Here is a 23130-nt window from a genome sequence, read left to right on the forward strand (position 1 = left end):
CCCCTACTTCACCGCACCGAAGGTCAGGCCGCGCACCAGTTGCTTCTGGCTGAACCAGCCCATGATCAGGATCGGCGCGATCGCCAGCGTCGAGGCGGCCGAGAGCTTCGCCCAGAACAGGCCTTGCGGGCTGGAGAAGGAGCTGATGAAGGCGGTCAAGGGTGCCGCTTCCGTCGTGGTCAGCCGGATCGTCCAGAACGCTTCGTTCCAGGCCAGGATGATGTTGAGCAGCATGGTCGAGGCGATGCCCGGCACCGCCATGGGTGTGAGCACATAGATGATCTCGTTCCACAGCGAGGCGCCGTCCATGCGCGCCGCTTCCAGGATCTCGCCGGGGATTTCGCGGAAATAGGTGTAGAGCATCCACACCACGATCGGCAGGTTGATCAGCATCAGCATCACCATCAGGCCGATGCGGCTGTCGAGCAGGCCGGTGTCGCGGAAGATCAGGTAGATCGGAAACAGCACGGCCACGGCCGGCATCATCTTGGTGGACAGCATCCACATCAAAATGTCCTTGGTCCGCTTGGTCGGCGAGAACGCCATCGACCAGGCCGCCGGAATGGCGACCAGCAGGGCCAGGATGGTCGAGCCGACCGAGAGCAGCACCGAGTTCAGGAAGAACTTGAAATAGCCGTTCTGCGCCTGGACCTCGGAATAGCTCTCGAAGGTCCCGGACGGGATCAGGTTGAAGCCCTGGATCGCCTCCTGTTCCGACTTGAACGAAGTGATGATCGTGTAGAGGATCGGGAAGAAGATCAGCAGGGCGACGATCCAGGCGGCCGCCGTCGCGATCGTCTTGTGCCGGGTTGTGACTGCGCGTGCCATCTTTTCCTCCCTTACCTGTCAAGGTTCTTGCCGACGGCGCGCATGGCGAAGAAGGCGACGATGTTGGCGAGAATGACCGCGATGATGCCGCCGGCCGAGGCCTGGCCGATTTTGAATTCGAGCAGTGCCTTCTGGTAGACCAGGAAGGGCAGGTTGGTGGAGGCGTATCCCGGACCGCCATTGGTGGTGACGAGGATCTCGGCATAGACCGAAAGCAGGAAGATCGTCTGGATCAGGATGACGACGGTGATCGCCCGCGACATGTGCGGCAGCGTCAGGTAGATGAAGCGGCTGATGAAGCCGGCGCCGTCCATCTCGGCGGCCTCCTTCTGCTCGCCGTCCAGCGACTGAAGCGAAGTCAAAAGAATGAGCGTCGCGAAAGGCAGCCACTGCCAGGCGACGATGATGATGATGGCGGTCAGCGGATATTGTCCGAACCAGTCTATGGGCTGGAGGCCGAAGAACCGCGCTATGTCGGCGAAGACGCCGTATTGCGGATGCATGATCATGTTCTTCCAGACCAGGGCCGCCACCGGCGGCATGACGAAGAACGGCGAGATGACGAGGATGCGCACGATACCCTGGCCCCACATCGGCTGGTCGATCAAAAGCGCCAGCAGGATGCCGCCGACCACGGTGATCACAAGCACGCTGACGACGATCAGCAGCGTGTTCAGGATCGATTGCAGGAAGGCCGGGTTGGAATAGAACAGCGCGTAATTGGAGAAGCCGACGAAGCCGTCGCGGATCGGATTGAGCGGATTGTACTGCTGGAAGGAGAACCAGAGCGTGAGCGCCAGCGGAACGACCATCCAGACGAGCAGCAGGACGACGGATGGCGCCATCATGAAACGGGCAAGCGAACGGGTCTGCTGAGTAGCCATGACGGTCACCCTTCAAGGATCGGACGGAATTTTCTCGAGCTGTCGGGAAGTGGCCGCCCGAACTGGGTTTCGGGCGGCCGTTGCCGGCCATGGTCGGCGACCGGCCTTAGGCACCGGGAGGAGCCTTACTGGATGTAGCCGCCCTCGGTCATCGCCGCGGTTGCGGCGTCCTGGGCCTGCTTCAGCGCGTCGTCGACGCTCGACTGGCCGGCAAGGGCTGCCGAGAACAGCTGGCCGACGGTCGTGCCGAGGCCCTGGAATTCGGGGATGGCGACGAACTGCACGCCGACATAGGGCACCGGCTTGACGGTCGGATGCGTCGGGTCGGCGGCATTGATGGAGTCCAGCGTCATCTTGGCGAACGGAGCCGCCTTCTGGTACTCTGGATTGGCATAGAGCGAGGAGCGCGTTCCCGGCGGAACGTTGGCCCAGCCTTCCTTCGAGGCGACCAGTTCTGCATAGTGCTTGCTGGTTGCCCATGACACGAACTTCTCGGCGGCATCGGCCTTCTGCGTGCCGGCGGGAATGGCCAGCGACCACGCCCACAGCCAGTTGCCGCGCTTGCCGAGCCCATTGTCAGGCGCCAATGCGTAACCGACCTTGTCGGCGACCTGCGAGGCCTTGGGATCGGAGACGAAGGAGGCGGCGACGGTGGCGTCGATCCACATGCCGCACTTGCCCTGCTGGAACAGCGCCAAATTCTCGTTGAAGCCGTTGGAGGACGCTCCCTCGGGGCCGTCGGCCTTCATCAGGTCGACATAGAACTGCAAGGTGTTCTTCCATTCGGGCTGGTCGAACTGCGGCTTCCAGTTCTCGTCGAACCAGCGCGCGCCGAAGGAGTTCGACATGGCGGTCAGGAAGGCCATGTTCTCGCCCCAGCCGGCCTTGCCGCGCAGGCAAACGCCGTTCACGCCATTGGCGCGGTCGGTCATCTTGTCGGCGGCCTGCTTGATGAAGTCCCAGGTCGGCGCGTCGGGCATCTTCAGCCCTGCCTTCTCCATCAGGTCCTTGCGGTACATGACGAAGGAGCTTTCGCCGTAGAAGGGCGCGGCATAGAGCTTGCCGTCGACCGAGAGGCCGCCGGCGATCGCCGGGATGATGTCCTTGGCGTCGTAGTCGTCGCCGAGCTTGTCGAGCGGCAACAGCCAGCTCTGCTTGGCCCAGATCGGGACCTCGTAGGTGCCGATGGTCATCACGTCATACTGGCCGCCCTTGGTGGCGATGTCGGTGGTCACGCGCTCGCGCAGCACGTTCTCTTCCAGCGTCACCCAGTTGAGCTGGATGTCGGGGTTCGCCTTGGTGAAGTCGTCGGTCAGCTTCTGCATGCGGACCATATCGCCATTGTTGACGGTGGCGATGGTGATGGATTCGGCATGTGCCGCGAACGCGAGCGCGCTGGCCGAGCACAAGCCCAGGATGAGCGTACGAAGTTTCATCAAATTCCTCCCATGGACCAAGATGAGCATTTGCCTTGGCTGTGAGCAATTACTCACTAAGAATGAATTATGTCAAGCCAGATTCGATGGTGCAGCGCACACTCGATGGAGGAGCGCCGACCTGGCGCGTTGCAAATGGCCTTCCCGCAGGTGCGGAGCGGGCGACAACGGTGATCTGGATGGAGCGCGGTTTTGATCCTGGAGTTAGCCGGTCAGCAGGCGATCTCGGCCAGGATCCAGTCGCGGAAAGCGCGGATCTTCGGCACGTTGCGGCGCGCCTCCGGATAGACCAGCCAGTAGGCGTGGCCGTCGTCGCCGACCAGGTCGAAGGGCTGGATCAGGCGGCCGTCGGCGAGTTCCGCCTTGAACAGCGCCCTGGTCAGGACCGCCACGTCATGGCCTGCGATGGCCGCATTGGCCTCATAGGCCTGCGCGCCCATGCTGCTGCCGGGGCGCTTGGCAAGGTCATGGCTTTGCACGCCCGCGGCCTCGAACCATTGCGTCCACCAGATGTCGCCGGGATCGAGGATAGGCAGCTTGAGCAGATCGGCCGGTTCCTTGACGCCGCCGATGCTCGCGGCGAGCTTGGGGCTCAGCATCGGCGTGAAATCGGCGTCGAGCAGCTTGTAGGCCTCCAGTCCCGGCCATTTGCCGCCGCCCGAGCGGATGGCAAGGTCGACATCCTCGCGGGCGAAATCGGTCAGGCGGCTGGATGTGTCGAGCCGCACGGCAAGGGCGGGATGCGCGATCTGGAACGAACCCAGATGATGCGCCAGCCAGTTGGAGGCAAAGGTCAGCACCGTGGTGACGCACAGCAGACCGTCCGCCCCGCCGCGCGCCGCCGCATAGGCCTGGCCGAGTATGGCGAAGGCCTCGCTGACCGCCGGCGCCAGGCGCTGTCCGGCTTCGGTGAGCTCGATCTGTCGCGGCCGGCGCAGGAAAAGCGGCGCGCCGACCCGCTCCTCCAGCACCTTGATCTGATAGCTGACCGCTGCCTGCGTCATCGCCAGTTCCTCGGCCGCTTTGGTGAAGGACAGATGCCGCGCCACCGCTTCGAACACCCGGATCGCCTGCAGCGGCGGAAGCTGCGCAACCTGTCGCGAGCTGAGATCCGGCATAAAGCCTCCTTATGGGTCCTTATCGACGTTCGATTGGCAAAGGCGGCCGGCAAGACCGACATTCATCCTCAGCCCGTCACTCGGGTTGAAGATAGCGAAGGTTGACGATCATGACCATGGCGCAGCAAAAATGCACTCCCGCTCCGGATCATCGCTGGATTTCATGGCTTGCGGACGGATTCGGCTGGTTCGCGACCAGGAAAAAGGCGCATCTCGACATCAGGGACCTGTCACCGCACTTGCGGCGGGACCTTGGCTTCCTCGACGGCAACGACCCCTTCGGACGGCATGGATAGCCCGCCCGGATTTTATCGCAAATCGATGTTGCCTCGAGGCTTTTGGCTCATCCGCTCGCCAGCAGGGCGGCGGCGGTTCGTTCGTCGGTGATAAGGCCGTTGACCAGCCGGCGGTTCACGGCCGCCAGGATGCCCGGCAGCTTGCGTTCACCCATGGCGAGCGCGATGACCAGCGACTTCTCGCGTGACGGCAGGGCCGCCGACGACACCCGGTCGTTGGTGATGCCCTCGATCATGCGGCCGTCGCGATCGAACACCCAGCCGACAATTTCGGCGACGCCGCCGGCCTTCTGTAGCGCCTTCAGCTCGGCGTCGGAAATGAAGCCGTCCTCATAGAGCGGCGCCTTCGGGCCGAGGTCGCCGATGCCGACGAAGGTGACGTCGGCCTCCGCGGCCAGCGCCAGCGTCGGCTGGATCATCGGCTGGCTGAGCAGCATCTCGCGCTCCTGCGGCGAGGAGGCGATGACCGGCAACGGCATCGGGAACGACCGCGCCTTGACCCTGTCGGCCATGGTGAAGATGACGTTGTAGAAAGCGGCCGAACCGTCCGGCGAGATATTGCCGGTCAGGGACACCACCTTGTGCTGCGGGCACTCCATCGGCGGCAGTTGCTCGATCGCCGCCTTCAGCGTACGGCCGGTGCCGATCGCCAGCACGATCGGGGCCGGCGATCTCAGTCGCCTCTCAATTTCCGCTGCCGCCGCCTCGGCGATGCCGATCGTCGTCGATGATGAGGTCGGGTCGCTCGGCACCACCTCCACCAGGTCGAGCGCGAAGCGCGATTTCAGGCGGGCGGCGAGGTCGAGGCAGTTGGCGATCGGATGGTCGACGCGCACCTTGATCAGGCCTTCCGACACTGCCAGCGACACCAGCCGCTGCGCCGTCTGTCTGGAGATGCCGAGCGTGGCGGCGATCTGGTCCTGCGTGTTGCCGGCAACGTAATAGAGCCAGCCCGCGCGCGCGGCATCGTCCAACCTGTTGCTGCCGCCCTCCTGCCGGTTGTTCACGTCCTGCCTCCCGAAACCGCCGGTCATGGAAGCGGTCGCGCCTACTTTCGCAGGGAACAGCGCGCTGCGCAATTGTCAATCGCCAGGGCAATTGCTTGCTTCTGCGGGCGAGGGATCGGCCGGATCATCGTCGGCCTGGGGATTCCACGGCAGGCAAAAGGGGGATTTCCGTTCCGACAGGTGGCACGTTCTGCCGTCCGGATGGTTTATCTCGCGGGGTAAACCCTTTAAGGGAACGCCAAAAGGAGCGTTGCATGACACCGAAAGCGGTTTTTTGGGACATGGACGGCACGCTGGTCGACAGCGAACCGCTGCACGAAGCAGCCCTGGTGGCGGCGATGCGCAATGTCGGCCTTCAGCCTCCGCCCGACCTGCATGAGCGCGTTCTCGGGGTCGCTGCCTGGCCGGTCTACCTGATGATGCGCGACGAGTTCGGCCTGGATCTGCCCTTCGACGAGTGGATCGTCCATAAATACGAGCATTATCTGCCGCTTGTCGCGACATTGAAGCCGCGCCCCGGTGCGATCGAGATATTCAACGAATTGCGCGCGCTTGGCGTGCAGCAAGCCGTGGTCTCGAATTCCGACCGCATGATCGTCGACGCCAATCTGCACATGGTCGGCCTGATCTATCCAGGCATGAAGACCATCAGCCGCAACGACGTGCGCGAAGGCAAGCCGCAAGCCGAGCCGTTCCTGCGCGCCGCCTATCTGGCCGATGTCGATCCCGCGCACGCGGTGGCGGTCGACGACAGCTGGCCGGGCGCCATGGCGGGGCTGGCGGCAGGCATGAAGACGATCTTCTGGCCGGAAAAACCGATGGACGGCCCGCCCGGTGCGGTGGTCATCAACAGCGCCGAGGAATTGCGGGCTGAACTGGGGCTTTAAACCTCAGTTCCGGTAGACCGGCTCCTGCTCGTCGAGGATCGCCTTCAGCTCGCTGAGATGCCGCTCGGCCTGGCCGGGATAGTCGTCCATTTCGCTTGCCGCCTTCTCGGCGATGGCGTCGGAAAGCGTGCGTAGCGGCCGCCCTGTCCACAGCGCCTTGATGTAGGTCTCGGCGGCGCGTTCGAAATAGAACATGCGATTGAAGGCGTCGGCCACCGTGTCGCCGATGACCAGCACGCCGTGATTGCCCATCACCATTACCTTGACCTTGGGGTCGGTCAGGAGCTGCGAGCAGCGCTCGCCCTCTTCCTCGAAGGCCAGACCGCCATAATGGGCGTCGACGACGTGGCGGTTGAAGAACATCGCCGAATTCTGGTCGATCGGCGGCAGCCTAGAATCGGCGAGCGAGGCCAGCACGGTGGCGTGGATGGAATGCACATGCATGACGCAGCGCGCATGGCGGACGTTGCGGTGGATGGCGCCGTGCAGGCCCCACGCCGTCGGGTCGGGCGCATTCGGGCCGGACAGCGTCTCGGGATCGTTGGCGTCGATCATCAAAAGGTCGCTCGCCTTGATGCGCGAGAAGTGCACCTGATTGGGGTTCATCAGGAATTTTGTGCCGTCCTCGTTGACCGCCAGCGAGAAATGGTTGGCCACCGCCTCGTGCATGTTGAGCCGCGCCGTCCAGCGGAAGGCGCAGGCAAGATCGACGCGCTCCTCGTAGAAGGGCAGGTTGGTCAGCGGTTCCTTTTGCAGGCGGGCGATGCTCATCGAAAAATCCTCCGGGTTTTAGGAACAATGCCGTGCCCTGCTTGTGCCCGCAACCGGTTTCGGTTGGTGCAGCCGGCTCACGCCGCCGTGCTTGCGGCGGTCCCGAGCCTCAAGCCGCCATGCTCGACGATGAAATCGATCACCTCCCGCAACCCCTTGCCGCGCGACAGGTCGGTGAAGCCGAACGGCCGCTTGCCGCGCATGCGGGTGGCGTCGCTCTCCATCACGTCGAGATTGACGTTCACATAGGGCGCCAGGTCGCTCTTGTTGATGATCAGGAAATCGGAACGGGTGATCGCCGGGCCGCCTTTCCGCGGGATCTCCTCGCCCTGGCAGACGGAGATGACATAGAGCGTGAGATCGGCGAGATCCGGCGAGAAGGTGGCGGCAAGGTTGTCGCCGCCGGATTCGATGAAGATGATGTCGAGATCGGGGAATTTGCGGTTGAGCTCCGCGATCGCCTGCAGATTGATCGAGGCGTCCTCGCGGATGGCGGTGTGCGGGCAGCCGCCGGTCTCGACGCCGACGATGCGCTCTTCCGGCAGCGCCTGCAGCCGCGCCAGCATCATGGCGTCTTCCCTTGTGTAGATGTCGTTGGTGACGACGGCGATGGAGAATTCCTCACGCAGCGCCTTGCACAGTTTCTCGGTGAGCGTCGTCTTGCCCGAACCGACGGGGCCGCCAATGCCGATGCGAAGGGGACCGTTGGGCTGCGTCATGTCGGGAACTCCGTGATGGCGAGAACTGCGAAGCCGAGCCCGATCAGCAGGCACAGCGGCGAATAAAGGCTCCTATCGAGCCGCGCGAAAGGCTGTTCCGGTGCCAGCCGGCGCCACCGGGGCGTGAAGCCGGCAATGCCGCGTCCGAGAAACACCAGCCCGATCAGCAGCGCGGTGGCGGCGAGGCCTTCCCTGGGAAAGGGCGAGGCAAACACACCCTCCAGAGCCATCGGCCAGAGCGTTGCCAGCGCCAGGCAGGCGGCGACGGCAAAGCAGGCGAACGGCGCCGGCATCTCGTCGACGCCGCGAAAGCCGACGACCGCATGCGCGCAGGATGCCGCATCCTTGCCCGGCCATATCCCGCCAATGCCCCAATAAACGTGCAACGCGGTGATCACCAGCAGGACGAATGAGAGGATGAAGGCAAGGACGATCATGAGCGGAACAATCGCGAATACTGGGTTTCGTGCTGCATCGCCACGATATCAGAGACAAAGGCGCAACCGCCGAGATCGTCCATTGTCGAGCGGGATGCGCGGGCGGCCGTCGCAAGGGCCAGTACTTCGAAGCTGGCGAGCAGCATCACGGCGTCGCTCTGGCCGATGACACCCAGCCGGATTGCAGCCTGGACGAGATTGGAGAAGAAGGCCTGCAGGAAGGCGGACAGGGCGTCCGGCAAGGCGATGCCGTTTCCGCCGGCGACCGCGCCTACGGCGACGCAATAGGCACACTCCGCCGGCAGGCGCGCCCGCACCGGGTTGGGCCACGCCGCCGCGGCCTTCAGGAAAGCAGCACCTTGCAGCATCGTCTCGGCATGGCGCTCGCGTGACCCGGCCAACGCCTCGGCCAGTGCGGCGACTTCGGCCAGATCGCCGCCGTCGCGGGCGTTGCGCCAGCTCTCCGCGAACAGCACGGCATCGTTCCAGGCGGAGCCCATCTCGACCAGCGTTTCAAGCCAAGCGGCGAGGCCCGCCGCATCGGTCACCAGCCCATCATGCACGGCGCGTTCGAGGCCATGGCTGTAGGAAAAGCCGCCGACCGGAAAGACCGGCGACAGCCATGCCATCAATCGCAGCAGGGCGATGCCGGATGGCTGATCAGTCGTGGTGATCATGGTGGTCGTGCGAATGGTTGTGCGAATGCGACCCGCCGTGGCTGTGCGCTTCGGCGTGGCTGTGGGCGTGCGCATGGCCGTGGTCATGGCCGCCGGAATACGCGCCCCGCACCGGCTTGAACGGTTCGGAAACCTCGCTCACCGTGGCCCCGAGCCCCTCCAGCATCGCCTTGATGACATGATCGCGCAGGATGAGGATGCGCTCCGCCTCTATCGCCGCCGCGAGATGGCGGTTGCCGATATGCCAGGCAAGCTCGGCCAGATGCACGGCGTCGCGGGCGCGGATATCATAGACCTCCTCCGGCGCCGCGATGATCTCGACGTGGCGGCCGTCTTCCAGCACCAGCCTGTCGCCGTCGTTGAGGGTGACGGGCTCCGGCAGGTCGACCAGTACCTTGCTGCCATCGGACAATTCGATCGCCCGGCGGCGCAGATGCCGCTCGTCATGGGCAAGAACCGCGCGGCCGGATGGCGCCGTGGTGCCGGCATTGCCGGAGGTCAGCACCGAGATGGCGCGCGGGAACTTCGTGAAGTCGGTGTTGAGGTTGAGCTTCATTTCATGGCTCCGCCATTGGCTTGCGCCCGGGCACGGGCAGGGCGTGAAAGCACGCGGTCGAAATAGGCGTTGACGCGGTCGGATTCTATTGGAAAGCGGCCGGCTCGGGCCCAGCCGCCCATGTCGCCGAGCAGCACGTCGACAGCCGAGAACCGGTCGCCGAGCGCGAAAGGCTTGTCGCCAAGCCGGCGGTCCAGCGCCTTGACCTCCGAGGCGAAATCGTAGGCGGCCGCGGGGCCGACATCGACCCGGACTTCCCTGGGCAGCAGGAAACGGTGGCGCAATTTGTTCCACAACGGCGCTTCCAGCTCGGACTGGGCGAAATGCATCCAGGAATCCATTTCGGCGCGGCCTGCGAGGCCGGGACTGGCGCCCATGCCCTTATCCGCGTGCTTATCGGCGAGATAGACGCAGATCGCCGCCGAATCCGTCAGCGTCAGCTCGCCGTCGATCAAGATCGGCACCTTGCCCGAGGGATTGAGCGCATAGGCTTCGGGCGAGCGCAGGGGAATTTCGACGAATTCATAGGCCTGCCCGAGTTCTTCGAGCATCCACAGAACACGGCTAACCCGGGATCCACGCGATCCGACGGCCTTGTACATGATTGAACCCTGCCTTTCCCGGTCAGCCTAGAGCATCCGCGGCCGTCATACGATCGTGTCGAACAGCCGCAGGATGAACGATACCTGGTAAATCAGCGCCGCCGCGACGAAGGCGATGTGAAACCGGCGGTCGCGCACCAGGATCGCGGCGATGCACAGCGCGACGAAGACCGGCGTGCGAAACAGATATTCGTTGCCGAAGCGGGCGAAATGCTCCGGCCCCTTTAGCAGCGTGTCGATCACGTCGAGCACGTAGGTCGCGGCCAGCAGGCCGAAGAACCAGGCGCGGCGCGAATAGAAGAAATCCTCATAGCTGGTGTAGTCGAGCATCGAATCCGGAAACAGCAGCGCGCAGAGCAGGAACAGGGTGATGGCGTAGAAGATGATGAACAGGTACTTGCCGAAGGTCCATGTTTCGATGGCGTAGAGGCCGAACTCCCACCACCAGAAATGCACCAGCATCAACAGCACCGAAGCGACCCAGGCCAGATGCACCGTATAGAGCCGGTACTGGCCGGGATGCTGGACGATGCGCGCCACCCCCGACAACAGGCGCGCGACGCCGAGCCCGATCACCATGCCCAGGACGATGCGGATATGCGGGAAGATGTCGTGGGGCGAAGCTATTTCGGTGGCCATGCCGAATGCTCGCCAGGTGATGGAACGTCCGTCAACACACCACTATCAGTCTATTCGCGCATAAGGTTGTCTGAAGACCACGGTGATCCTGGGAAATAATCATCGTCCAAGATTTCCTTGATCCCATAGGGGCAATGGACAGGGAAATCCCGATCTCTCAGGCCTGTTTCGTCCAAGGCCTTTAATCTTGCTATCTTGAACTCTCGATCGAGCACCTGCGCAGGATATTTTTTGAGGCTCGGACTTTCATCAAGCAGGCCCTCAATCCGAAGCCGTTGCTCCCGAATTGTCAGCAACCAGCCCGTTTTGCGCTGCTCAGACTGAAACTCCCATTTTAGCAAATGAAGGACCAAAGTGCCAAGCCTGCTCGCAATTTCCCTTTTGTCGCTCCGCCCCAAGCTCTCGATCTCCTCGGCAACATTCTCACGATCGAGGTCGGAAAGACGACCTTCGCGCAGCAACGCGCCCTGCTCGGCGCACCACTGAGCATAGTCGGCCTCGTAGGGCGTCAATTGCTGTTTGCGAAATATCTTGTTCATTGAGGAGATATTGCTCCCAAAGTGCACAATTTCCAAGCCCGCGGAGAACGAGTGGGCCCATTCGGGCAGTCGGCACAACCCACTCACCGCCGCATTTAACGAGGGCAATGGCTCGCGGCGATCTTATCAAAACAGAAAATATCGCTGCGCCATCGGCAGCACCGTCGCTGGTTCGCAGGTCAAGAGTTCGCCGTCGGCACGAACCTCGTAAGTCTCGGGATCGACTTCGATATGCGGCGTGGCGTCGTTGAGCACCATGGAGTGCTTGCCGATGCCGCCACGCGTGTTTTCGACCGCGGCGAACTGCTTGTCGACGCCGAGCCGGCCGTGCAGACCGGACTCCAGTGCCGCCTTCGAGACGAAGGTTACCGACGAGTTGGTGCGCGCCTTGCCATAGGCGCCGAACATCGGCCGATAGTGCATCGGCTGCGGCGTCGGGATCGAGGCGTTGGGGTCGCCCATCGGCGCCGCCGCGATCATGCCGCCGATCAGCACCATATCAGGCTTGACGCCGAAGAAGGCCGGGTTCCACAGCACCAGGTCGGCGCGCTTGCCGACAGCGACCGAGCCGATGTCCCTGGACAATCCATGCGCGATGGCAGGGTTGATCGTGTATTTCGCGATATAGCGGCGGACGCGGAAATTGTCGTTGTTGCCGGTCTCCTGCGGCAGCGAACCGCGCTGGCGCTTCATCTTGTCGGCGGTCTGCCAGGTCCGGATCGCCACTTCGCCGACGCGGCCCATCGCTTGTGAATCCGAGGAGATGATCGAGAAGGCACCGATGTCGTGTAAAATGTCCTCCGCCGCGATGGTCTCCTTGCGGATGCGGCTTTCGGCGAAGGCAATGTCTTCCGGAATCGACGGCGACAGATGGTGGCAGACCATCAGCATGTCGAGATGCTCGGCCAGCGTGTTGACCGTGTAGGGCCGCGTCGGGTTGGTCGAGGACGGGATGACGTTGGGCAGGCCGCAGACCTTGATGATATCGGGCGCATGCCCGCCGCCCGCCCCTTCGGTGTGGAATGCGTGGATGGTGCGGCCCTTGATCGCCGCCACCGTGTTCTCGACGAAGCCGCTCTCGTTGAGCGTGTCGGTGTGGATCATCACCTGCACGTCATGGTCGTCGGCCACCGACAGGCAGCAGTCGATCGCGGCCGGCGTCGTGCCCCAGTCCTCGTGCAGCTTCAGCGAGCAGGCGCCGCCCAGCACCATCTCCTCGAGCGCCGCGGGCAGGGAAGCGTTGCCCTTGCCCGACAGGCCGATATTCATCGGGAAGGCGTCGAAGGACTGGATCATGCGCGCCATGTGCCATGGCCCGGGCGTGCAGGTGGTGGCGAGCGTGCCGTGCGCCGGGCCGGTGCCGCCGCCCAGCATCGTGGTGATGCCCGACATCAGCGCTTCCTCGATCTGCTGCGGGCAGATGAAATGGATATGCGCGTCGAAGCCGCCCGCGGTAAGGATCTTGCCTTCGCCGGCGATGATCTCGGTGCCGGGGCCGATGATGATGGTGACGCCATCCTGCGTGTCCGGGTTGCCGGCCTTACCGATTGCCGCGATGCGGCCGTCCCTGAGGCCGATATCGGCCTTGAAGATGCCGGCGCTGGCGTCGATCACCAGCGCATTGGTAATGACGGTGTCGACCGCTCCTTCAGCGCGGGAAACCTGGCTCTGGCCCATGCCGTCGCGGATGACCTTGCCGCCGCCGAATTTCACCTCCTCGCCATGAATGGTGAAATCCCTCTCGACCTCGACGAAGAGTTCGGTATCGGCAAGCCGCACCCTGTCGCCGACCGTCGGGCCGTACATCTGCGCATAGGCGGCGCGGGTTATTCTGGCCATCAGTGATTGCTCCCGAATTGCGGTGCTGGTGAAACCGGGCTGCACATTGCTGCCATCCAATGGTCACGCAATGACCCGCTGGTCGACACCTTCTGATCCCATTTGGCGGTTGAGGTTGGAGGGTCACCCCAAAACGACCGTTTGCCAAATCGATGGAAGGAAAATCCATGCGCAAAACGATAGTTCTCGCCGCTGCCGCCACCCTGATGCTGGCGGGTGCCGCCATTGCCCAGCAGCAGCCCGCGCAGCAGCCCGCTCCGGCAGCGCCGGCCGCGCCCGCCCCCGGCGGGCAGCAGGCCGCGCCGACGATCCAGAGCGTCAACATCGTCGACATCACCGAACTGCCGAAGGACACCCAGACGCAGGTCAACCAGGTGATCGCCCAGCGCGGCGATGCCGGCCTGCAGAAGCTGCGCAGCTCGATCGATGCCACGCCTAAGGTCAAATCCGCCCTCGAGGCCAAGGGAATGACCTCGGCGCAGGTGGTCGCGGCCAGCATGGAGCCCAACGGCGCCCTGACCCTGATCACCAAGAAGGCGAGCTGACGGCGCGCCTGCGCGGCGGGCCGTCGTCCGGTCCGCCCGCGCTATCTGGAAGGGAACCTTGGCCGGGCAGGAGCCGTTTCGTTTCATCGGCGCTGAACGGCGCCGCGAAATGAACCCGTCCAGGAGCGAGCGATGGCGATCAATCCCGGCAAGAGACGGCTCTATGCCTTCGCCTCCATGGCATTCCTGGCGGTGGGCAGCCCCGGAGCCTCCCTTCACGCACAAGGGCTCGAAAGCCCTGAGACCGTCAACCGGATCATCGGCTCGGACGTCAAGCAGGAAGAAACCAGGAGCGATGCCGAAGCCGGCAAAGTTGCCAGGGCGATTGATCGGACGCGTGAAAACATCGGCACGGTGCGCAAGACATCCAAGCTCGACAAGGTCGATATCGTGTTCCTGACCGATGCCGCGCGCACCGAAGGCGGTCCGCCGCCGGCGATCGAAACCAAGGTCAAGCAGCATCAGGACGACATTGCGGAGCTGCGCAAGGAGATCGAGGCCAACGCGCTGCTGTTCAATGCCATCGACTCGCGACGCGTGCTTGCGCAGGACGTTCTCGCTGTGGAATTCGACGACCCCGGAAAAATCGTCATCTATGCGGCGGCCAAGCCGTCCGGTTGAGCCGAGGGCACAACTCGCTTTCGTGCTCGCCCGAAAGCCCTTTGCCCTCTTTGCACGCCGCGCATGAGACGCCCTCGGCCTCACAGCCTGCCCATCACCTTCTGCTGAAAGCCATAGACCTCGCGCTTGCCGCCCAGCGGCACCAGCGTAACGTCGCGCTCCTGTCCGGGCTCGAAGCGCATGGCGGTGCCGGCGGCGATGTCGAGGCGCATGCCGCGCGCCTGTTCGCGGTCGAATTTCAAGCCCTCATTGGTCTCGAAGAAATGATAGTGGCTGCCGACCTGGATCGGCCGGTCGCCGCTGTTGGCCACTTTGAGCGTAACCGTCGGCAGGCCTTTGTTCAGGTCGATGTCGCCGTCGGCGGGAATGATTTCACCTGGGATCATCGTTCGTCACACGGCGCCGAAGACGAGGCCGAGCCCTATCGCCGTGCAGGCGGCACCCGCGGCCCGCACGAGCACGCGAAATCGCCTGCCGAGGCCAAGCCCGGCGGCGATGCCGACGGCGTGCAGCAGCGTCGTGGCGACGGCAAAGCCGGCCATATATTCAAGCCCTGCGGCATTTTCCGGCACTTCGGTGCCATGGGCGTGGCCATGAAACAGCGCGTACGCGCCGATGATGGCGACGCCGGCCGTGACAGGAAGATCGACGGCCAGCGCCACGAACAATCCGAGCGCCACCACCGACGCCAGTATGCCCGGCTCGACGAAGGGCAGCGGCACATGCAGCATGCCGAGCGCGCCGCCGGCCAGCATGACGCCGACGAACGCGGCCGGCCATGCCCACACAGCCTCGCCGCCTTTCTGTGCCGCCCACAGGCCGACCGCGACCATTACCGTGATGTGGTCGAGGCCGGAGAGCGGATGCATGAAGCCGGCCGCGAAGGAGGAGGTCGTGCCGGCCCCGACATGGGCATAAGCGGGCATGGCGGCTGCCATGAGCAGAATCGCCGAGAGGGCTGTGCGTTTCATCTGTGCTGAGATCATCGGTGCGTCTTTCCTATCAGGATCGTCTGGCCTATCAGGGTCGTCTGGCGTTCACGCGGCCTCGCGCGGGCCACAACCCTCGGCTTTGAGGACGCGCTTGGTCGACGCCGGATATTTCTTCAGCATTGCCGCCGGACGGATCGGCCGTGCCGAAAAATTGCCGCCGCAATTGGGGCAGACGCCGCCGAGCACGTCTTCGACGCAATCGGCGCAGAAGGTGCATTCGAAGGTGCAGATTAGCGCATCCGTCGCCTCCGGCGGCAGGTCCTTGTCGCAGCATTCGCAGTTCGGGCGCAGCTCAAGCATATCTGTCTCCTCACCGTATCGGCTCATGCACGGTCACCAGCTTGGTGCCGTCGGGGAATGTCGCCTCCACCTGCACGTCATGGATCATCTCGGCGATGCCTTCCATCACCTGGGCGCGGCTGACGACATGGGCGCCGGCTTCCATCAGCTCGGCGACGGGACGGCCGTCGCGGGCGCCTTCGACGACGAAGTCGGTGATCAGCGCGATCGCCTCCGGATGATTGAGCCTGACGCCGCGCTCCAGCCGCTTGCGCGCCACGATCGCCGCCATGGCGATCAGCAGCTTGTCCTTTTCCCTCGGCGTCAGGTTCATGCGTTTCCCTGGAATGATGCGGACACGATCACAGTGACCATATTTTGGGCAGCCCCGCCTTTCCGTTGAGCAAGCCGACGAGCGGAACCAGATGCTGGCGCAGCCGGTAGCCGTCGCCGGCATAAAGCCTCGCAAGAAGCTTGCCAGATTCCTGCACGCTCCAGGTGCTGGCGCCGCCCTGGCCGCCGATGATCTCCCGAACTGGATCGAGAAGCGCTTCCGCCCGCGGCGAGATCAATAGCACCGTCGCCATGGCGACGGCGCCGCCGGCAATCGGCGGGCGCGTCAGGGTCGCGGCGATGTCGGGCCCGATGCGGAAATCCTCGGCATGGATGAGAGTCCCGCCCCGGCGGACGCGCCAGCGGTCGTGAAAGCCGCCCTGGACCGCGCGTTCGCCCATCGCCGTCCGGCCGAAGACGGTGGCTTCCAGCACCAGCGCCTCGGCGCCGGCGGCAAGATCAAGGTCGAGCGTGCGGGCAAAGGCCGATCGGTCGAAAACGATGGTCTCCTGCGGCAGCCAGGCGACGCGGCCGTTTTCGCCGACCGTTAGCCGGACGCTGACTTCGGCCCGGTCGGAAGCGGCGCGATAGATTTTCTCGCAGGCCTGCGTCGTTATCGTGGCGCTGGCATGCGCGCCGACGTCGATCTCCCAGCCGAGGCGGTCGCCTCCGGTCAGCCCGCCCGCGGTGTTGATCAGCACGGCTTCCAGCGGGCCGCCGGAAACGGCCGGCATCCTTATCTTGGCGGAACCGTCCTGATAGAGGCGGCGCAGCCGTGTGCGGCCGTCTTGACTGGCGCAGACGAGCTGCGCCAGTCCGGCCGCCCGCTGCGCCGGCGGGGCCGAAAATCCGGTATGTTCGATCGTATCCACGCCGTCAGGTTAAGCACCGCGGCGGTTTTGTCGATATATAGCTTGTTGCTTGATGGCGTTTCCGTTTCTATAGAGGGAGCCACCTTGGTACGCTCATGCGACGCCTGGCGGGGGTCCAAGGCGACGGTCGCGGCCTGATATCGAGGACAAAAAGGCGCTGTTCAGTTGGCGTCGGGAAACGACAAAGTGGGGAAGAAACCGAATGGCTGACCAACTGGCGACCGAAATCATCGAAAAGATCAAGGCTCATGCCGAGCCGGGCGGCGAGGAGATCACCACCAGCACCGAATTGACGGCGCTCGGCATCCATTCGCTGGAACTGACCGAGATCATCTTCGATCTCGAGGAGCAGTATGGCATCGAGATCGAGATGAACACGGTCGATGCCTGGAGCAACCTGAAGAATGTTGGCGACATGGTCGAGGCCGTTCGCGCGCTGATCGCGAAAAAAGCCTGACCGGATGCACAAGCGCGTCGTCATTACCGGCATCGGCGGTTTGTGCGGGCTTGGCACCGACGTGCCGGCGATCTGGACCGAGATGCGCGCCGGCCGCTCGGCGATCGGCCCCATCGATAACCCGTTCCTGCACGATTTGAAGGTCAAGATCGGCTGCGAGATCAAGGGGCTGCCCGACCATGGCATCGAGCGCAAGCAGCTGGTCTCGATGGACCGTTTCAGCCTGTTGGCGGTGATTGCCGCCCGCGAAGCCTTACAGCAGTCCGGCTTGGCCGCCCATGCGGACAATACCTACCGCATGGGTGCCGTTATCGGCATCGGCGTCTGCGGCTTCGAGACGGTCGAGGAGAACTATCGCGCCATCCTGATCGAGGGCAAGAATCGCGCCGGCATCTTCACGGTGCCGAAGGTCATGCCGGGCGCCGCCGCCGGCCAGGTCAGCATGCATCTCGGCCTGCGCGGACCGGTGTTCGGCGTCACTTCGGCCTGCTCGTCGGCCAACCACGCCATCGCATCGGCGGTCGACCAGATCAGGCTCGGCCGCGCCGACGTCATGGTCGCCGGCGGCACCGAGGCGCCGCTGGTCTGGGGCGTGCTGAAGGGGTGGGAGGCTCTGCGCGTGCTGTCGCCCGATACCTGCCGGCCGTTTTCGGCCGACCGTCAGGGCCTGGTGCTCGGCGAAGGCGCCGGCATGGCGATTCTGGAAAGCTACGACCATGCGGTGGCGCGCGGCGCAAACATCCTCGCCGAAATCGTCGGCGCCGGCCTCTCGGCCGATGCCTCCGACATCGTTGCGCCGACCATAGAAGGGCCGGAAGCGGCGATGCGTTTCTGCCTGGCGGACGCCGGGTTGAATCCCGAGGACATCGACTACCTCAATGCGCACGGCACCGGCACCAAGGCCAATGACCAGATCGAGACCGCCGCGATCAAGCGCGTCTTCGGCGAGCACGCGCGCTCGCTTTCCGTCTCCTCGACCAAGTCGATGCATGCCCATTGCCTTGGCGCCTCGGGCGGGCTGGAGATGATCGCCTGCGTGATGGCGATCCGAGAGGGCGTGGTGCCGCCCACGGCGAATTTCCGCGAGGCCGACCCCGATTGCGATCTCGACGTGACGCCGAACGTCGCGCGCGAGCGCAAGGTGCGCGCCGCCATCAGCAACGGCTTCGCCTTCGGCGGCACCAATGCGGTGCTGGCCTTCAAGGCGATCTGATCCCGGCGATCGTGTTCTGCCCCGGCAGGTCAATCTGCCGGCTCCCGATGCCGGCATCATTCGATTTGTTGACTGTGCGTGCACGGCCAAACGCCTGACGCCGCATTGATCGTGCCGGGGCGTACGCCTAATTCTTTGCCGACCCCACCCAGACCGCGCCGCTCGGTGCGAAATCCCGCCCAGGAGTTCTCGATGGCCGACCTGTCCGCCTTTCCAATCACCGCCCGCTGGCCGGCCAGGCACCCGGACCGGATCCAGCTCTATTCGGCGACGACCCCGAATGGGGTGAAGATATCGATCGCCCTGGAAGAGATCGGCCTGGCCTACGAGCCGCACTATGTGGACATCGGCAAAAACGAAAGCTGGACGCCGGAATTCCTGTCGCTCAATCCCAACGGCAAGATACCGGCGATCATCGATCCGAACGGTCCCGACGGCAAGCCGATCGGCCTGTTCGAGTCCGGCGCCATCCTGCTCTACCTCGCCGACAAGACCGGCCTGCTCGTCCCGGCGGACGCGGCGCGGCGCTACGAGACGATCCAGTGGGTGTTCTTCCAGATGGCGGCCGTCGGCCCGATCTTCGGCCAGGTCGGCTTTTTCCACAAATTCGCCGGCCGCGAGATCGCCGACAAGCGGCCGCTGGAACGCTACCGCGATGAATCGCGCCGCCTGCTCGGCGTTCTCGACGGCAGGCTGAAGGGCCGCCGATGGATCATGGACAATGACTACACCATCGCCGACATCTCGCTCATCGGCTGGGTGCGCAATCTGATCGGCTTCTATGAAGCGCGCGACCTCGTCGGCTTCGATGATTTCGCGCATGTGGCGGCATGGCTGGAGCGCGGCCTGGCTCGGCCGGCGGTGCAGAAGGGCCTGACAATCCCGGCAAAGGGCTGAAGCGGCCCGGCCGCCCTGGGGCGCGGGATATCGTAGCCTTGGCCGACTCGGCTGGGCTATTTCGCCTTGGCTTTCGGGCCGCCCTTGCCCATCACGGAAGCCGCCAGCGAAGCGGCGCCGCGTGCCGTCGCCACCACCGCGCCGGCTGCAACGCTCGCCACGGTGCGGACGGCGCCGGATTTGTCTGGCGCCGGCTTGCGCGCGCTGGCCGGCTTTGCGGCCGCGGCCGCGACCTTCCGAGGCGCGGCCTTACCGAAGCTGGGCTTGGCGTCCTTCGAACGTTCGGCGATCGCCGGACCAGCGCCGGCTTTCGCCTGCGTCGTCTTCGTCGTCCTGGTCTTGGCGGTCGCGGGTTTTCTTGCCTTGGTTGCCATTGCAAAATCCCCTTACGCAGGACAATCGGTTCCCCGCCATAACGGTGCGAAACCCCTTAAGGTTCCCGTCGAAAAATACCGACAATTAAGCAGGTTAACCAATCACCAGGTCGGCCGCCCGGCGCCGCGCCAGCACGCGTTCGATGTTGGGCATGTCGTTGGAGGCGATCCAGGCGCGCGCATCCTCCTCGGAGCGGCCATGTTCGTGCCAGCGCTCCATCAGCCGGCGCTCGAGCTCGTTGCGTGGCACCTCGACGAAGATCGAGAAATCGAACAGCGGCGCCAGCCGCGACCACGGCTCCTCGTCGAGCAGCAGGTAATTGCCCTCGACCAGGATGAATTTGGTCTCCGCGCCGATGATCGCCGCCGCGGCGCGCGACAGTTCCATGCCGCGGTCGAACACCGGGATGGCGATGTCGGGCTCTCCCGCCCGGATGCGCTTCAGAAGCGTCTCGAAGCCGCCGAAGTCGAACGTATCCGGCGCGCCCTTTCGCGCGCGCAGCCCGCGCTGGTTGAGAACGACGTCGTCATAGTGGAAGCCGTCCATCGGCACGACCTCCACGGCGCCTTCCGGCAGCAGATCGTGCAGGCTCGCCGACAATGTCGACTTGCCGGCCCCCGGCGGTCCGGCAATGGCGACGATGAAGCGCTTTGCCTTGCCGGCGCGCTTGAAGATGGTGGCGGCGAGATGGGCGATTTCGGACATGGCGGCCTCGCTTGCCCCTGATGGTTGGCGCGACCGTTATTCTGGCGGCACTCGGCGGAAATTTCAAACCGGCATTTTGGGTAAGGTGCGGTGGTCAAGTGTCGAAACGCCGACGTTCGAAGCCAATCCGCTCAACCAGCCGCGGCCTGCCCGATGCGCAGGAAATCGCTGTCGAACGGCACCTCCCGCGCCGAGCCTCGGCCCAAGAGCCGCATGCGGCCCTCCGCCGTGGTGACCTCTTGCGGCGGCTCGCCGCCCGCCAGCGGCAGGGCGCCGATGACATGGCGGAAGGAGACGCTGGCGCCTTCGCCGAGCGCGAACGCCGTCGCCACGCCTTCGCGCGTCAGCCAGTTGTCGCCGATCGAGGCGGCGTGGCCTATCGCCGTGCGCCCGTCCTCTATGCCGAGCACGCCCAGATGCCGTCCGCTCCACGGCGCGTAGTCGCGGCCGCCATTGCTGAACCACAGCATGGTGACCGGCAGCTCCGCCGGGTTCTTCAGCACCAGAACCAGATCGTCCTCGGCCCGGCGCGCCAGGGCCGTCCAGCCCGGCCCGCCATGATCGGCCTCGACCAGCGTGACAAAATCCTCGCGCCGGTCGTCCATGCGGTAATCCGTCAGGTCGAGCGTGCCGCCGCCCGCGGCGGGAAAATGGCCGAGATCGCTGCTGCGCCCGGGATAGGCGAGCAGGAAGCGGCCGCGCACGGGGTCGGGCTCCAGCGGATCGGCGGGCGAGGCCGCGAAGCGTTTTGGCGAAAAGGCCAGCCGGCCGCCATCCGTCATTGCCGTCATCGGATGATGGGCGACCGAGATCGCGCCGTGGCCGCCGGAAAACACATGTTCCTGGTAGAGAAAGGCATGGCCGTCGCGCAGCGTCAGGATCTTGTCGACGGTCGCGCCCATGACCTTGCGGCGCAGCCGGAAAACGGCTCGCCAGCCGCCGTCCACGGCGCTGCTCTGGGTGACGTCCCAGGCGCTGTTGGCCGGCCAGCCATGCAGCGGCGCTTCCTCGACGTCGCTGCGCGAAAACGGCGCGCACAGGAAATCGCCGGACAGTCGCACCGTGCCCTCGGGCAAGTCGGCCGGCAGCGTATCGCGTGGCGCGCCGACCCAGGGTGCGCGGTGCAGCGGCCGCAATTGGCGCCCGCCATCCTCGACCACCATGTCGGCGATATGGCCGACCGTGGTGTCGAGCGAAACCGAAATGCCGCGTGCCTTGAGGGTGAGCGTATCCATGGTGCTCTCATCGAATCCGAAAGCGCAACAAGAACCGTTCGCCACCGGTTGCGCAAGCGTCGCGACCGGCATTTTGCATCACCTTGGAACGCAAGCTTGCGAAAGCAGACAAAGCTGGGGCTACCGCCATTAACCAAATGGACGCGGCTGGCGGGTTACGTTAGCTTCGCCGCATCTCAGCAACAGCCTGACCCGAACAGACTTGCCCTTGTCCCACCAGCGTCGCCTTCCGCTCGTCCAGAGACTTTTCGTCGCCCTTGGCCTGTTGCTGATGGTTGCGGGCTGCTCGACCACGACACCGCCGGACTCTGTGCTCGCCGTGCCGGCGCCGCCGCAGAAATACGCCGCCATCGTCGTCGATATCAGAAGCGGCAAGCAGCTGTTCGAGGTCAATTCGAGGGCGCAGCGCTATCCGGCCTCGCTGACCAAGATGATGACGCTTTACCTCCTGTTCGAGGCGATGGAGAGCGGCCGCGTCTCCAAGGAAACGCAGATCCCGGTCTCCGACCACGCGGCCTCGCAGCCGCCGACCAAGATGCGCTTCCGGCGCGGGGAAACGATCGACGTGGATTCCGCCATCCGCGCCATCGTCGTCAAGTCGGCCAATGACGTGGCGGTGGCGGTGGGCGAATATCTCGGCGGCTCGGAGGACGAGTTCGCCGCCATGATGACGTCGAAGGCGCGCCAGCTTGGCATGACCAGCACCATTTTCCGCAACGCCTCGGGCCTGCCCGACGACGGCCAGGTCACCAGCGCGCGCGACATGGCGGTGCTCGGCATGGCGCTGCACCAGCGCTTCCCCCAGCATTTCCACTATTTTTCCGAAAGCGACTTCATGTTCCGCGGCCGGCTGGTGCGCGGCCATAACGACATGCTCGGCCGCGTGCGCGGCGTGAACGGCATCAAGACCGGCTATATCAGGGCTTCCGGCTTCAACATCGTCACCTCCTACGAAGCCGATGGCCGCCAGCTGATCGTGGTGGTGATGGGCGCCGACAGCGCCCGCCAGCGCAACGACCATGTCGAGGCGCTGATCCAGCGCAATTTGTCGCCGGCCGACGCCCCGACCAGGGTGATGTACGCCGAACAGCAGTGAGCGGGCGAACTGCGGGGCTGCCTCGCTTCGGACCAGCTTGCTCAACTATCGAAGTCGGTGCCGCCCCTCATCGCCCTGCCGGGCACTTCTCCCCGTATAGTGACGGGGAGAAGGGGCTGGCCGCAACCTCGGCACCCTTTTTGCAGCGTTGGTGATGGGCGAAACCGGCGATAACAGCCCCTCTCTCCCCGTTCTACGGGGAGAGATGTCCGGCAGGACAGTGAGGGGCGGCGCAGTCGCTCGAAAGCGGGCGATGGCGTCCACTTGACCCGATA

At 64.6% G+C, this 23130-nt stretch carries 30 protein-coding genes; 8 read left to right on the forward strand and 22 right to left on the reverse strand.

Going from position 1 to position 23130, the window contains the following annotated elements:
• Positions 1–3 precede the first annotated feature (3 nt).
• The 4 genes from FJ979_RS19375 to gcvA form a co-directional block, all read right to left on the reverse strand.
• Entirely contained in the window at positions 4–828 is an 825-nt protein-coding gene (locus tag FJ979_RS19375; RefSeq protein WP_140491348.1) for a carbohydrate ABC transporter permease, read from the reverse strand.
• 11 nt (positions 829–839) lie between these two features.
• A complete protein-coding gene (locus tag FJ979_RS19380) occupies positions 840–1712 on the reverse strand; it encodes a sugar ABC transporter permease (protein ID WP_140491346.1) in 873 nt (290 codons plus the stop codon).
• Between the two features lie 125 nt (positions 1713–1837).
• The gene (locus FJ979_RS19385; RefSeq protein ID WP_140491344.1) at positions 1838–3148 is read right to left on the reverse strand and encodes a sugar ABC transporter substrate-binding protein; all 1311 of its coding nucleotides are present in this window, start codon (positions 3146–3148) and stop codon (positions 1838–1840) included.
• Positions 3149–3360: 212 nt separating this feature from the next.
• The gene (gene gcvA / locus FJ979_RS19390) at positions 3361–4266 is read right to left on the reverse strand and encodes a transcriptional regulator GcvA (RefSeq protein WP_140582885.1); all 906 of its coding nucleotides are present in this window, start codon (positions 4264–4266) and stop codon (positions 3361–3363) included.
• A gap of 110 nt (positions 4267–4376) precedes the next feature.
• Between gcvA and FJ979_RS19395 the strand changes: the two genes are divergently transcribed.
• Positions 4377–4562 carry a hypothetical protein gene (locus FJ979_RS19395; RefSeq protein ID WP_140514372.1) on the forward strand — a complete coding sequence of 62 codons (186 nt, stop codon included), beginning with the start codon at positions 4377–4379 and terminating at the stop codon, positions 4560–4562.
• Between the two features lie 47 nt (positions 4563–4609).
• Here the strand turns inward: FJ979_RS19395 and FJ979_RS19400 are convergent, their stop codons facing one another.
• Positions 4610–5569 carry a sugar-binding transcriptional regulator gene (locus FJ979_RS19400; protein ID WP_140491340.1) on the reverse strand — a complete coding sequence of 320 codons (960 nt, stop codon included), beginning with the start codon at positions 5567–5569 and terminating at the stop codon, positions 4610–4612.
• Between the two features lie 254 nt (positions 5570–5823).
• Here FJ979_RS19400 and FJ979_RS19405 point away from each other — a divergent pair, with 254 nt between their 5' ends.
• Complete coding sequence (locus FJ979_RS19405; protein ID WP_140524182.1) at positions 5824–6456, forward strand: HAD family phosphatase; 633 nt, start codon at positions 5824–5826, stop codon at positions 6454–6456.
• Between the two features lie 3 nt (positions 6457–6459).
• Here FJ979_RS19405 and FJ979_RS19410 read toward each other — a convergent pair whose 3' ends face one another.
• The 9 genes from FJ979_RS19410 to ureC all read right to left on the reverse strand — a co-directional run bounded on the left by FJ979_RS19410 (position 6460) and on the right by ureC (position 13238).
• On the reverse strand, positions 6460–7227 hold the full coding sequence (locus FJ979_RS19410; RefSeq protein ID WP_140524180.1) for a class II aldolase and adducin N-terminal domain-containing protein: 768 nt from the start codon (positions 7225–7227) through the stop codon (positions 6460–6462).
• Between the two features lie 77 nt (positions 7228–7304).
• Complete coding sequence (ureG, locus tag FJ979_RS19415) at positions 7305–7946, reverse strand: urease accessory protein UreG (protein WP_140491334.1); 642 nt, start codon at positions 7944–7946, stop codon at positions 7305–7307.
• Complete coding sequence (locus FJ979_RS19420; RefSeq protein ID WP_140514380.1) at positions 7943–8383, reverse strand: DUF3995 domain-containing protein; 441 nt, start codon at positions 8381–8383, stop codon at positions 7943–7945. The genes ureG and FJ979_RS19420 overlap by 4 nt, the downstream gene beginning before the upstream one ends.
• Entirely contained in the window at positions 8380–9060 is a 681-nt protein-coding gene (locus tag FJ979_RS19425) for an urease accessory protein UreF (RefSeq protein ID WP_140524179.1), read from the reverse strand. Before FJ979_RS19425 ends, FJ979_RS19420 begins: the two co-directional genes overlap by 4 nt.
• Complete coding sequence (gene ureE, locus FJ979_RS19430) at positions 9044–9616, reverse strand: urease accessory protein UreE (protein ID WP_140524177.1); 573 nt, start codon at positions 9614–9616, stop codon at positions 9044–9046. The genes FJ979_RS19425 and ureE overlap by 17 nt, the downstream gene beginning before the upstream one ends.
• Positions 9613–10218: a glutathione S-transferase family protein gene (locus FJ979_RS19435; RefSeq protein WP_140514385.1), complete on the reverse strand. Its 606-nt coding sequence runs from the start codon at positions 10216–10218 to the stop codon at positions 9613–9615. The genes ureE and FJ979_RS19435 overlap by 4 nt, the downstream gene beginning before the upstream one ends.
• Before the next feature lie 45 nt (positions 10219–10263).
• Positions 10264–10857, reverse strand: coding sequence for a hypothetical protein (locus FJ979_RS19440; protein ID WP_140554597.1), 594 nt, complete (start codon positions 10855–10857; stop codon positions 10264–10266).
• A 50-nt stretch (positions 10858–10907) separates the two neighbouring features.
• Positions 10908–11396 carry a DUF29 domain-containing protein gene (locus FJ979_RS19445; protein WP_140491324.1) on the reverse strand — a complete coding sequence of 163 codons (489 nt, stop codon included), beginning with the start codon at positions 11394–11396 and terminating at the stop codon, positions 10908–10910.
• A gap of 126 nt (positions 11397–11522) precedes the next feature.
• Positions 11523–13238, reverse strand: a complete 1716-nt coding sequence (gene ureC, locus FJ979_RS19450) for an urease subunit alpha (RefSeq protein WP_140524435.1) — start codon at positions 13236–13238, stop codon at positions 11523–11525.
• A 164-nt stretch (positions 13239–13402) separates the two neighbouring features.
• On the opposite strand from ureC, the gene FJ979_RS19455 reads away from it, so the two are divergent.
• Together FJ979_RS19455 and FJ979_RS19460 are read left to right on the forward strand one after the other, a co-directional pair.
• Complete coding sequence (locus tag FJ979_RS19455; RefSeq protein ID WP_140524175.1) at positions 13403–13780, forward strand: hypothetical protein; 378 nt, start codon at positions 13403–13405, stop codon at positions 13778–13780.
• Positions 13781–13912: 132 nt separating this feature from the next.
• Positions 13913–14401 carry a hypothetical protein gene (locus FJ979_RS19460; RefSeq protein ID WP_140582887.1) on the forward strand — a complete coding sequence of 163 codons (489 nt, stop codon included), beginning with the start codon at positions 13913–13915 and terminating at the stop codon, positions 14399–14401.
• An 80-nt stretch (positions 14402–14481) separates the two neighbouring features.
• On the opposite strand, the gene FJ979_RS19465 is transcribed toward FJ979_RS19460, so the two are convergent.
• The 5 genes from FJ979_RS19465 to FJ979_RS19485 are packed head-to-tail and all read right to left on the reverse strand — an operon-like array spanning position 14482 to position 16877.
• The gene (locus tag FJ979_RS19465; RefSeq protein ID WP_140491317.1) at positions 14482–14787 is read right to left on the reverse strand and encodes an urease subunit beta; all 306 of its coding nucleotides are present in this window, start codon (positions 14785–14787) and stop codon (positions 14482–14484) included.
• A 6-nt stretch (positions 14788–14793) separates the two neighbouring features.
• On the reverse strand, positions 14794–15387 hold the full coding sequence (locus FJ979_RS19470; RefSeq protein ID WP_140582890.1) for a HupE/UreJ family protein: 594 nt from the start codon (positions 15385–15387) through the stop codon (positions 14794–14796).
• A 51-nt stretch (positions 15388–15438) separates the two neighbouring features.
• A complete protein-coding gene (locus FJ979_RS19475; protein ID WP_140582892.1) occupies positions 15439–15693 on the reverse strand; it encodes a DUF1272 domain-containing protein in 255 nt (84 codons plus the stop codon).
• Between the two features lie 10 nt (positions 15694–15703).
• Positions 15704–16006: an urease subunit gamma gene (locus FJ979_RS19480; RefSeq protein ID WP_013891781.1), complete on the reverse strand. Its 303-nt coding sequence runs from the start codon at positions 16004–16006 to the stop codon at positions 15704–15706.
• Positions 16007–16034: 28 nt separating this feature from the next.
• On the reverse strand, positions 16035–16877 hold the full coding sequence (locus tag FJ979_RS19485; RefSeq protein ID WP_140514399.1) for an urease accessory protein UreD: 843 nt from the start codon (positions 16875–16877) through the stop codon (positions 16035–16037).
• 202 nt (positions 16878–17079) lie between these two features.
• Between FJ979_RS19485 and FJ979_RS19490 the strand changes: the two genes are divergently transcribed.
• The 3 genes from FJ979_RS19490 to FJ979_RS19500 all read left to right on the forward strand — a co-directional run bounded on the left by FJ979_RS19490 (position 17080) and on the right by FJ979_RS19500 (position 19444).
• Positions 17080–17334, forward strand: coding sequence for an acyl carrier protein (locus FJ979_RS19490; RefSeq protein ID WP_140491308.1), 255 nt, complete (start codon positions 17080–17082; stop codon positions 17332–17334).
• Positions 17335–17338: 4 nt separating this feature from the next.
• Positions 17339–18547 (forward strand): beta-ketoacyl-[acyl-carrier-protein] synthase family protein, encoded by a 1209-nt coding sequence (locus FJ979_RS19495; protein WP_140582895.1) that lies wholly within the window; start codon positions 17339–17341, stop codon positions 18545–18547.
• A 192-nt stretch (positions 18548–18739) separates the two neighbouring features.
• Positions 18740–19444: a glutathione binding-like protein gene (locus tag FJ979_RS19500; RefSeq protein ID WP_140491302.1), complete on the forward strand. Its 705-nt coding sequence runs from the start codon at positions 18740–18742 to the stop codon at positions 19442–19444.
• Between the two features lie 56 nt (positions 19445–19500).
• Here FJ979_RS19500 and FJ979_RS19505 read toward each other — a convergent pair whose 3' ends face one another.
• The 3 genes from FJ979_RS19505 to FJ979_RS19515 form a co-directional block, all read right to left on the reverse strand.
• On the reverse strand, positions 19501–19818 hold the full coding sequence (locus FJ979_RS19505) for a hypothetical protein (protein ID WP_140582897.1): 318 nt from the start codon (positions 19816–19818) through the stop codon (positions 19501–19503).
• A gap of 94 nt (positions 19819–19912) precedes the next feature.
• Complete coding sequence (locus tag FJ979_RS19510; RefSeq protein ID WP_140491298.1) at positions 19913–20524, reverse strand: nucleoside triphosphate hydrolase; 612 nt, start codon at positions 20522–20524, stop codon at positions 19913–19915.
• A gap of 131 nt (positions 20525–20655) precedes the next feature.
• Positions 20656–21759, reverse strand: a complete 1104-nt coding sequence (locus tag FJ979_RS19515) for a hypothetical protein (protein ID WP_140582900.1) — start codon at positions 21757–21759, stop codon at positions 20656–20658.
• Between the two features lie 208 nt (positions 21760–21967).
• Between FJ979_RS19515 and FJ979_RS19520 the strand changes: the two genes are divergently transcribed.
• On the forward strand, positions 21968–22855 hold the full coding sequence (locus tag FJ979_RS19520; RefSeq protein ID WP_140582902.1) for a D-alanyl-D-alanine carboxypeptidase family protein: 888 nt from the start codon (positions 21968–21970) through the stop codon (positions 22853–22855).
• The last annotated feature ends 275 nt before the right edge of the window (positions 22856–23130 follow it).

Source organism: Mesorhizobium sp. B1-1-6 (assembly GCF_006443035.1).
In the GTDB taxonomy this organism is placed as follows: Bacteria; Pseudomonadota; Alphaproteobacteria; order Rhizobiales; family Rhizobiaceae; genus Mesorhizobium.

Coding starts and splice junctions, on each gene's coding strand:
- FJ979_RS19380 (WP_140491346.1), bottom strand. CDS start 1,712: ATGGCTACTCAGCAGACCCGTTCGCTTGCCCGTTTCATGATGGCGCCA.
- ureG (WP_140491334.1), bottom strand. CDS start 7,946: ATGACGCAGCCCAACGGTCCCCTTCGCATCGGCATTGGCGGCCCCGTC.
- FJ979_RS19495 (WP_140582895.1), top strand. CDS start 17,339: ATGCACAAGCGCGTCGTCATTACCGGCATCGGCGGTTTGTGCGGGCTT.
- FJ979_RS19460 (WP_140582887.1), top strand. CDS start 13,913: ATGGCGATCAATCCCGGCAAGAGACGGCTCTATGCCTTCGCCTCCATG.
- FJ979_RS19395 (WP_140514372.1), top strand. CDS start 4,377: ATGACCATGGCGCAGCAAAAATGCACTCCCGCTCCGGATCATCGCTGG.
- FJ979_RS19405 (WP_140524182.1), top strand. CDS start 5,824: ATGACACCGAAAGCGGTTTTTTGGGACATGGACGGCACGCTGGTCGAC.
- ureE (WP_140524177.1), bottom strand. CDS start 9,616: ATGAAGCTCAACCTCAACACCGACTTCACGAAGTTCCCGCGCGCCATC.
- FJ979_RS19455 (WP_140524175.1), top strand. CDS start 13,403: ATGCGCAAAACGATAGTTCTCGCCGCTGCCGCCACCCTGATGCTGGCG.
- FJ979_RS19435 (WP_140514385.1), bottom strand. CDS start 10,218: ATGTACAAGGCCGTCGGATCGCGTGGATCCCGGGTTAGCCGTGTTCTG.
- FJ979_RS19410 (WP_140524180.1), bottom strand. CDS start 7,227: ATGAGCATCGCCCGCCTGCAAAAGGAACCGCTGACCAACCTGCCCTTC.
- FJ979_RS19505 (WP_140582897.1), bottom strand. CDS start 19,818: ATGGCAACCAAGGCAAGAAAACCCGCGACCGCCAAGACCAGGACGACG.
- FJ979_RS19385 (WP_140491344.1), bottom strand. CDS start 3,148: ATGAAACTTCGTACGCTCATCCTGGGCTTGTGCTCGGCCAGCGCGCTC.
- FJ979_RS19515 (WP_140582900.1), bottom strand. CDS start 21,759: ATGGATACGCTCACCCTCAAGGCACGCGGCATTTCGGTTTCGCTCGAC.
- FJ979_RS19440 (WP_140554597.1), bottom strand. CDS start 10,857: ATGGCCACCGAAATAGCTTCGCCCCACGACATCTTCCCGCATATCCGC.
- FJ979_RS19490 (WP_140491308.1), top strand. CDS start 17,080: ATGGCTGACCAACTGGCGACCGAAATCATCGAAAAGATCAAGGCTCAT.
- FJ979_RS19475 (WP_140582892.1), bottom strand. CDS start 15,693: ATGCTTGAGCTGCGCCCGAACTGCGAATGCTGCGACAAGGACCTGCCG.
- FJ979_RS19470 (WP_140582890.1), bottom strand. CDS start 15,387: ATGATCTCAGCACAGATGAAACGCACAGCCCTCTCGGCGATTCTGCTC.
- FJ979_RS19425 (WP_140524179.1), bottom strand. CDS start 9,060: ATGATCACCACGACTGATCAGCCATCCGGCATCGCCCTGCTGCGATTG.
- FJ979_RS19445 (WP_140491324.1), bottom strand. CDS start 11,396: ATGAACAAGATATTTCGCAAACAGCAATTGACGCCCTACGAGGCCGAC.
- FJ979_RS19420 (WP_140514380.1), bottom strand. CDS start 8,383: ATGATCGTCCTTGCCTTCATCCTCTCATTCGTCCTGCTGGTGATCACC.
- gcvA (WP_140582885.1), bottom strand. CDS start 4,266: ATGCCGGATCTCAGCTCGCGACAGGTTGCGCAGCTTCCGCCGCTGCAG.
- FJ979_RS19375 (WP_140491348.1), bottom strand. CDS start 828: ATGGCACGCGCAGTCACAACCCGGCACAAGACGATCGCGACGGCGGCC.
- FJ979_RS19480 (WP_013891781.1), bottom strand. CDS start 16,006: ATGAACCTGACGCCGAGGGAAAAGGACAAGCTGCTGATCGCCATGGCG.
- FJ979_RS19510 (WP_140491298.1), bottom strand. CDS start 20,524: ATGTCCGAAATCGCCCATCTCGCCGCCACCATCTTCAAGCGCGCCGGC.
- FJ979_RS19465 (WP_140491317.1), bottom strand. CDS start 14,787: ATGATCCCAGGTGAAATCATTCCCGCCGACGGCGACATCGACCTGAAC.
- FJ979_RS19500 (WP_140491302.1), top strand. CDS start 18,740: ATGGCCGACCTGTCCGCCTTTCCAATCACCGCCCGCTGGCCGGCCAGG.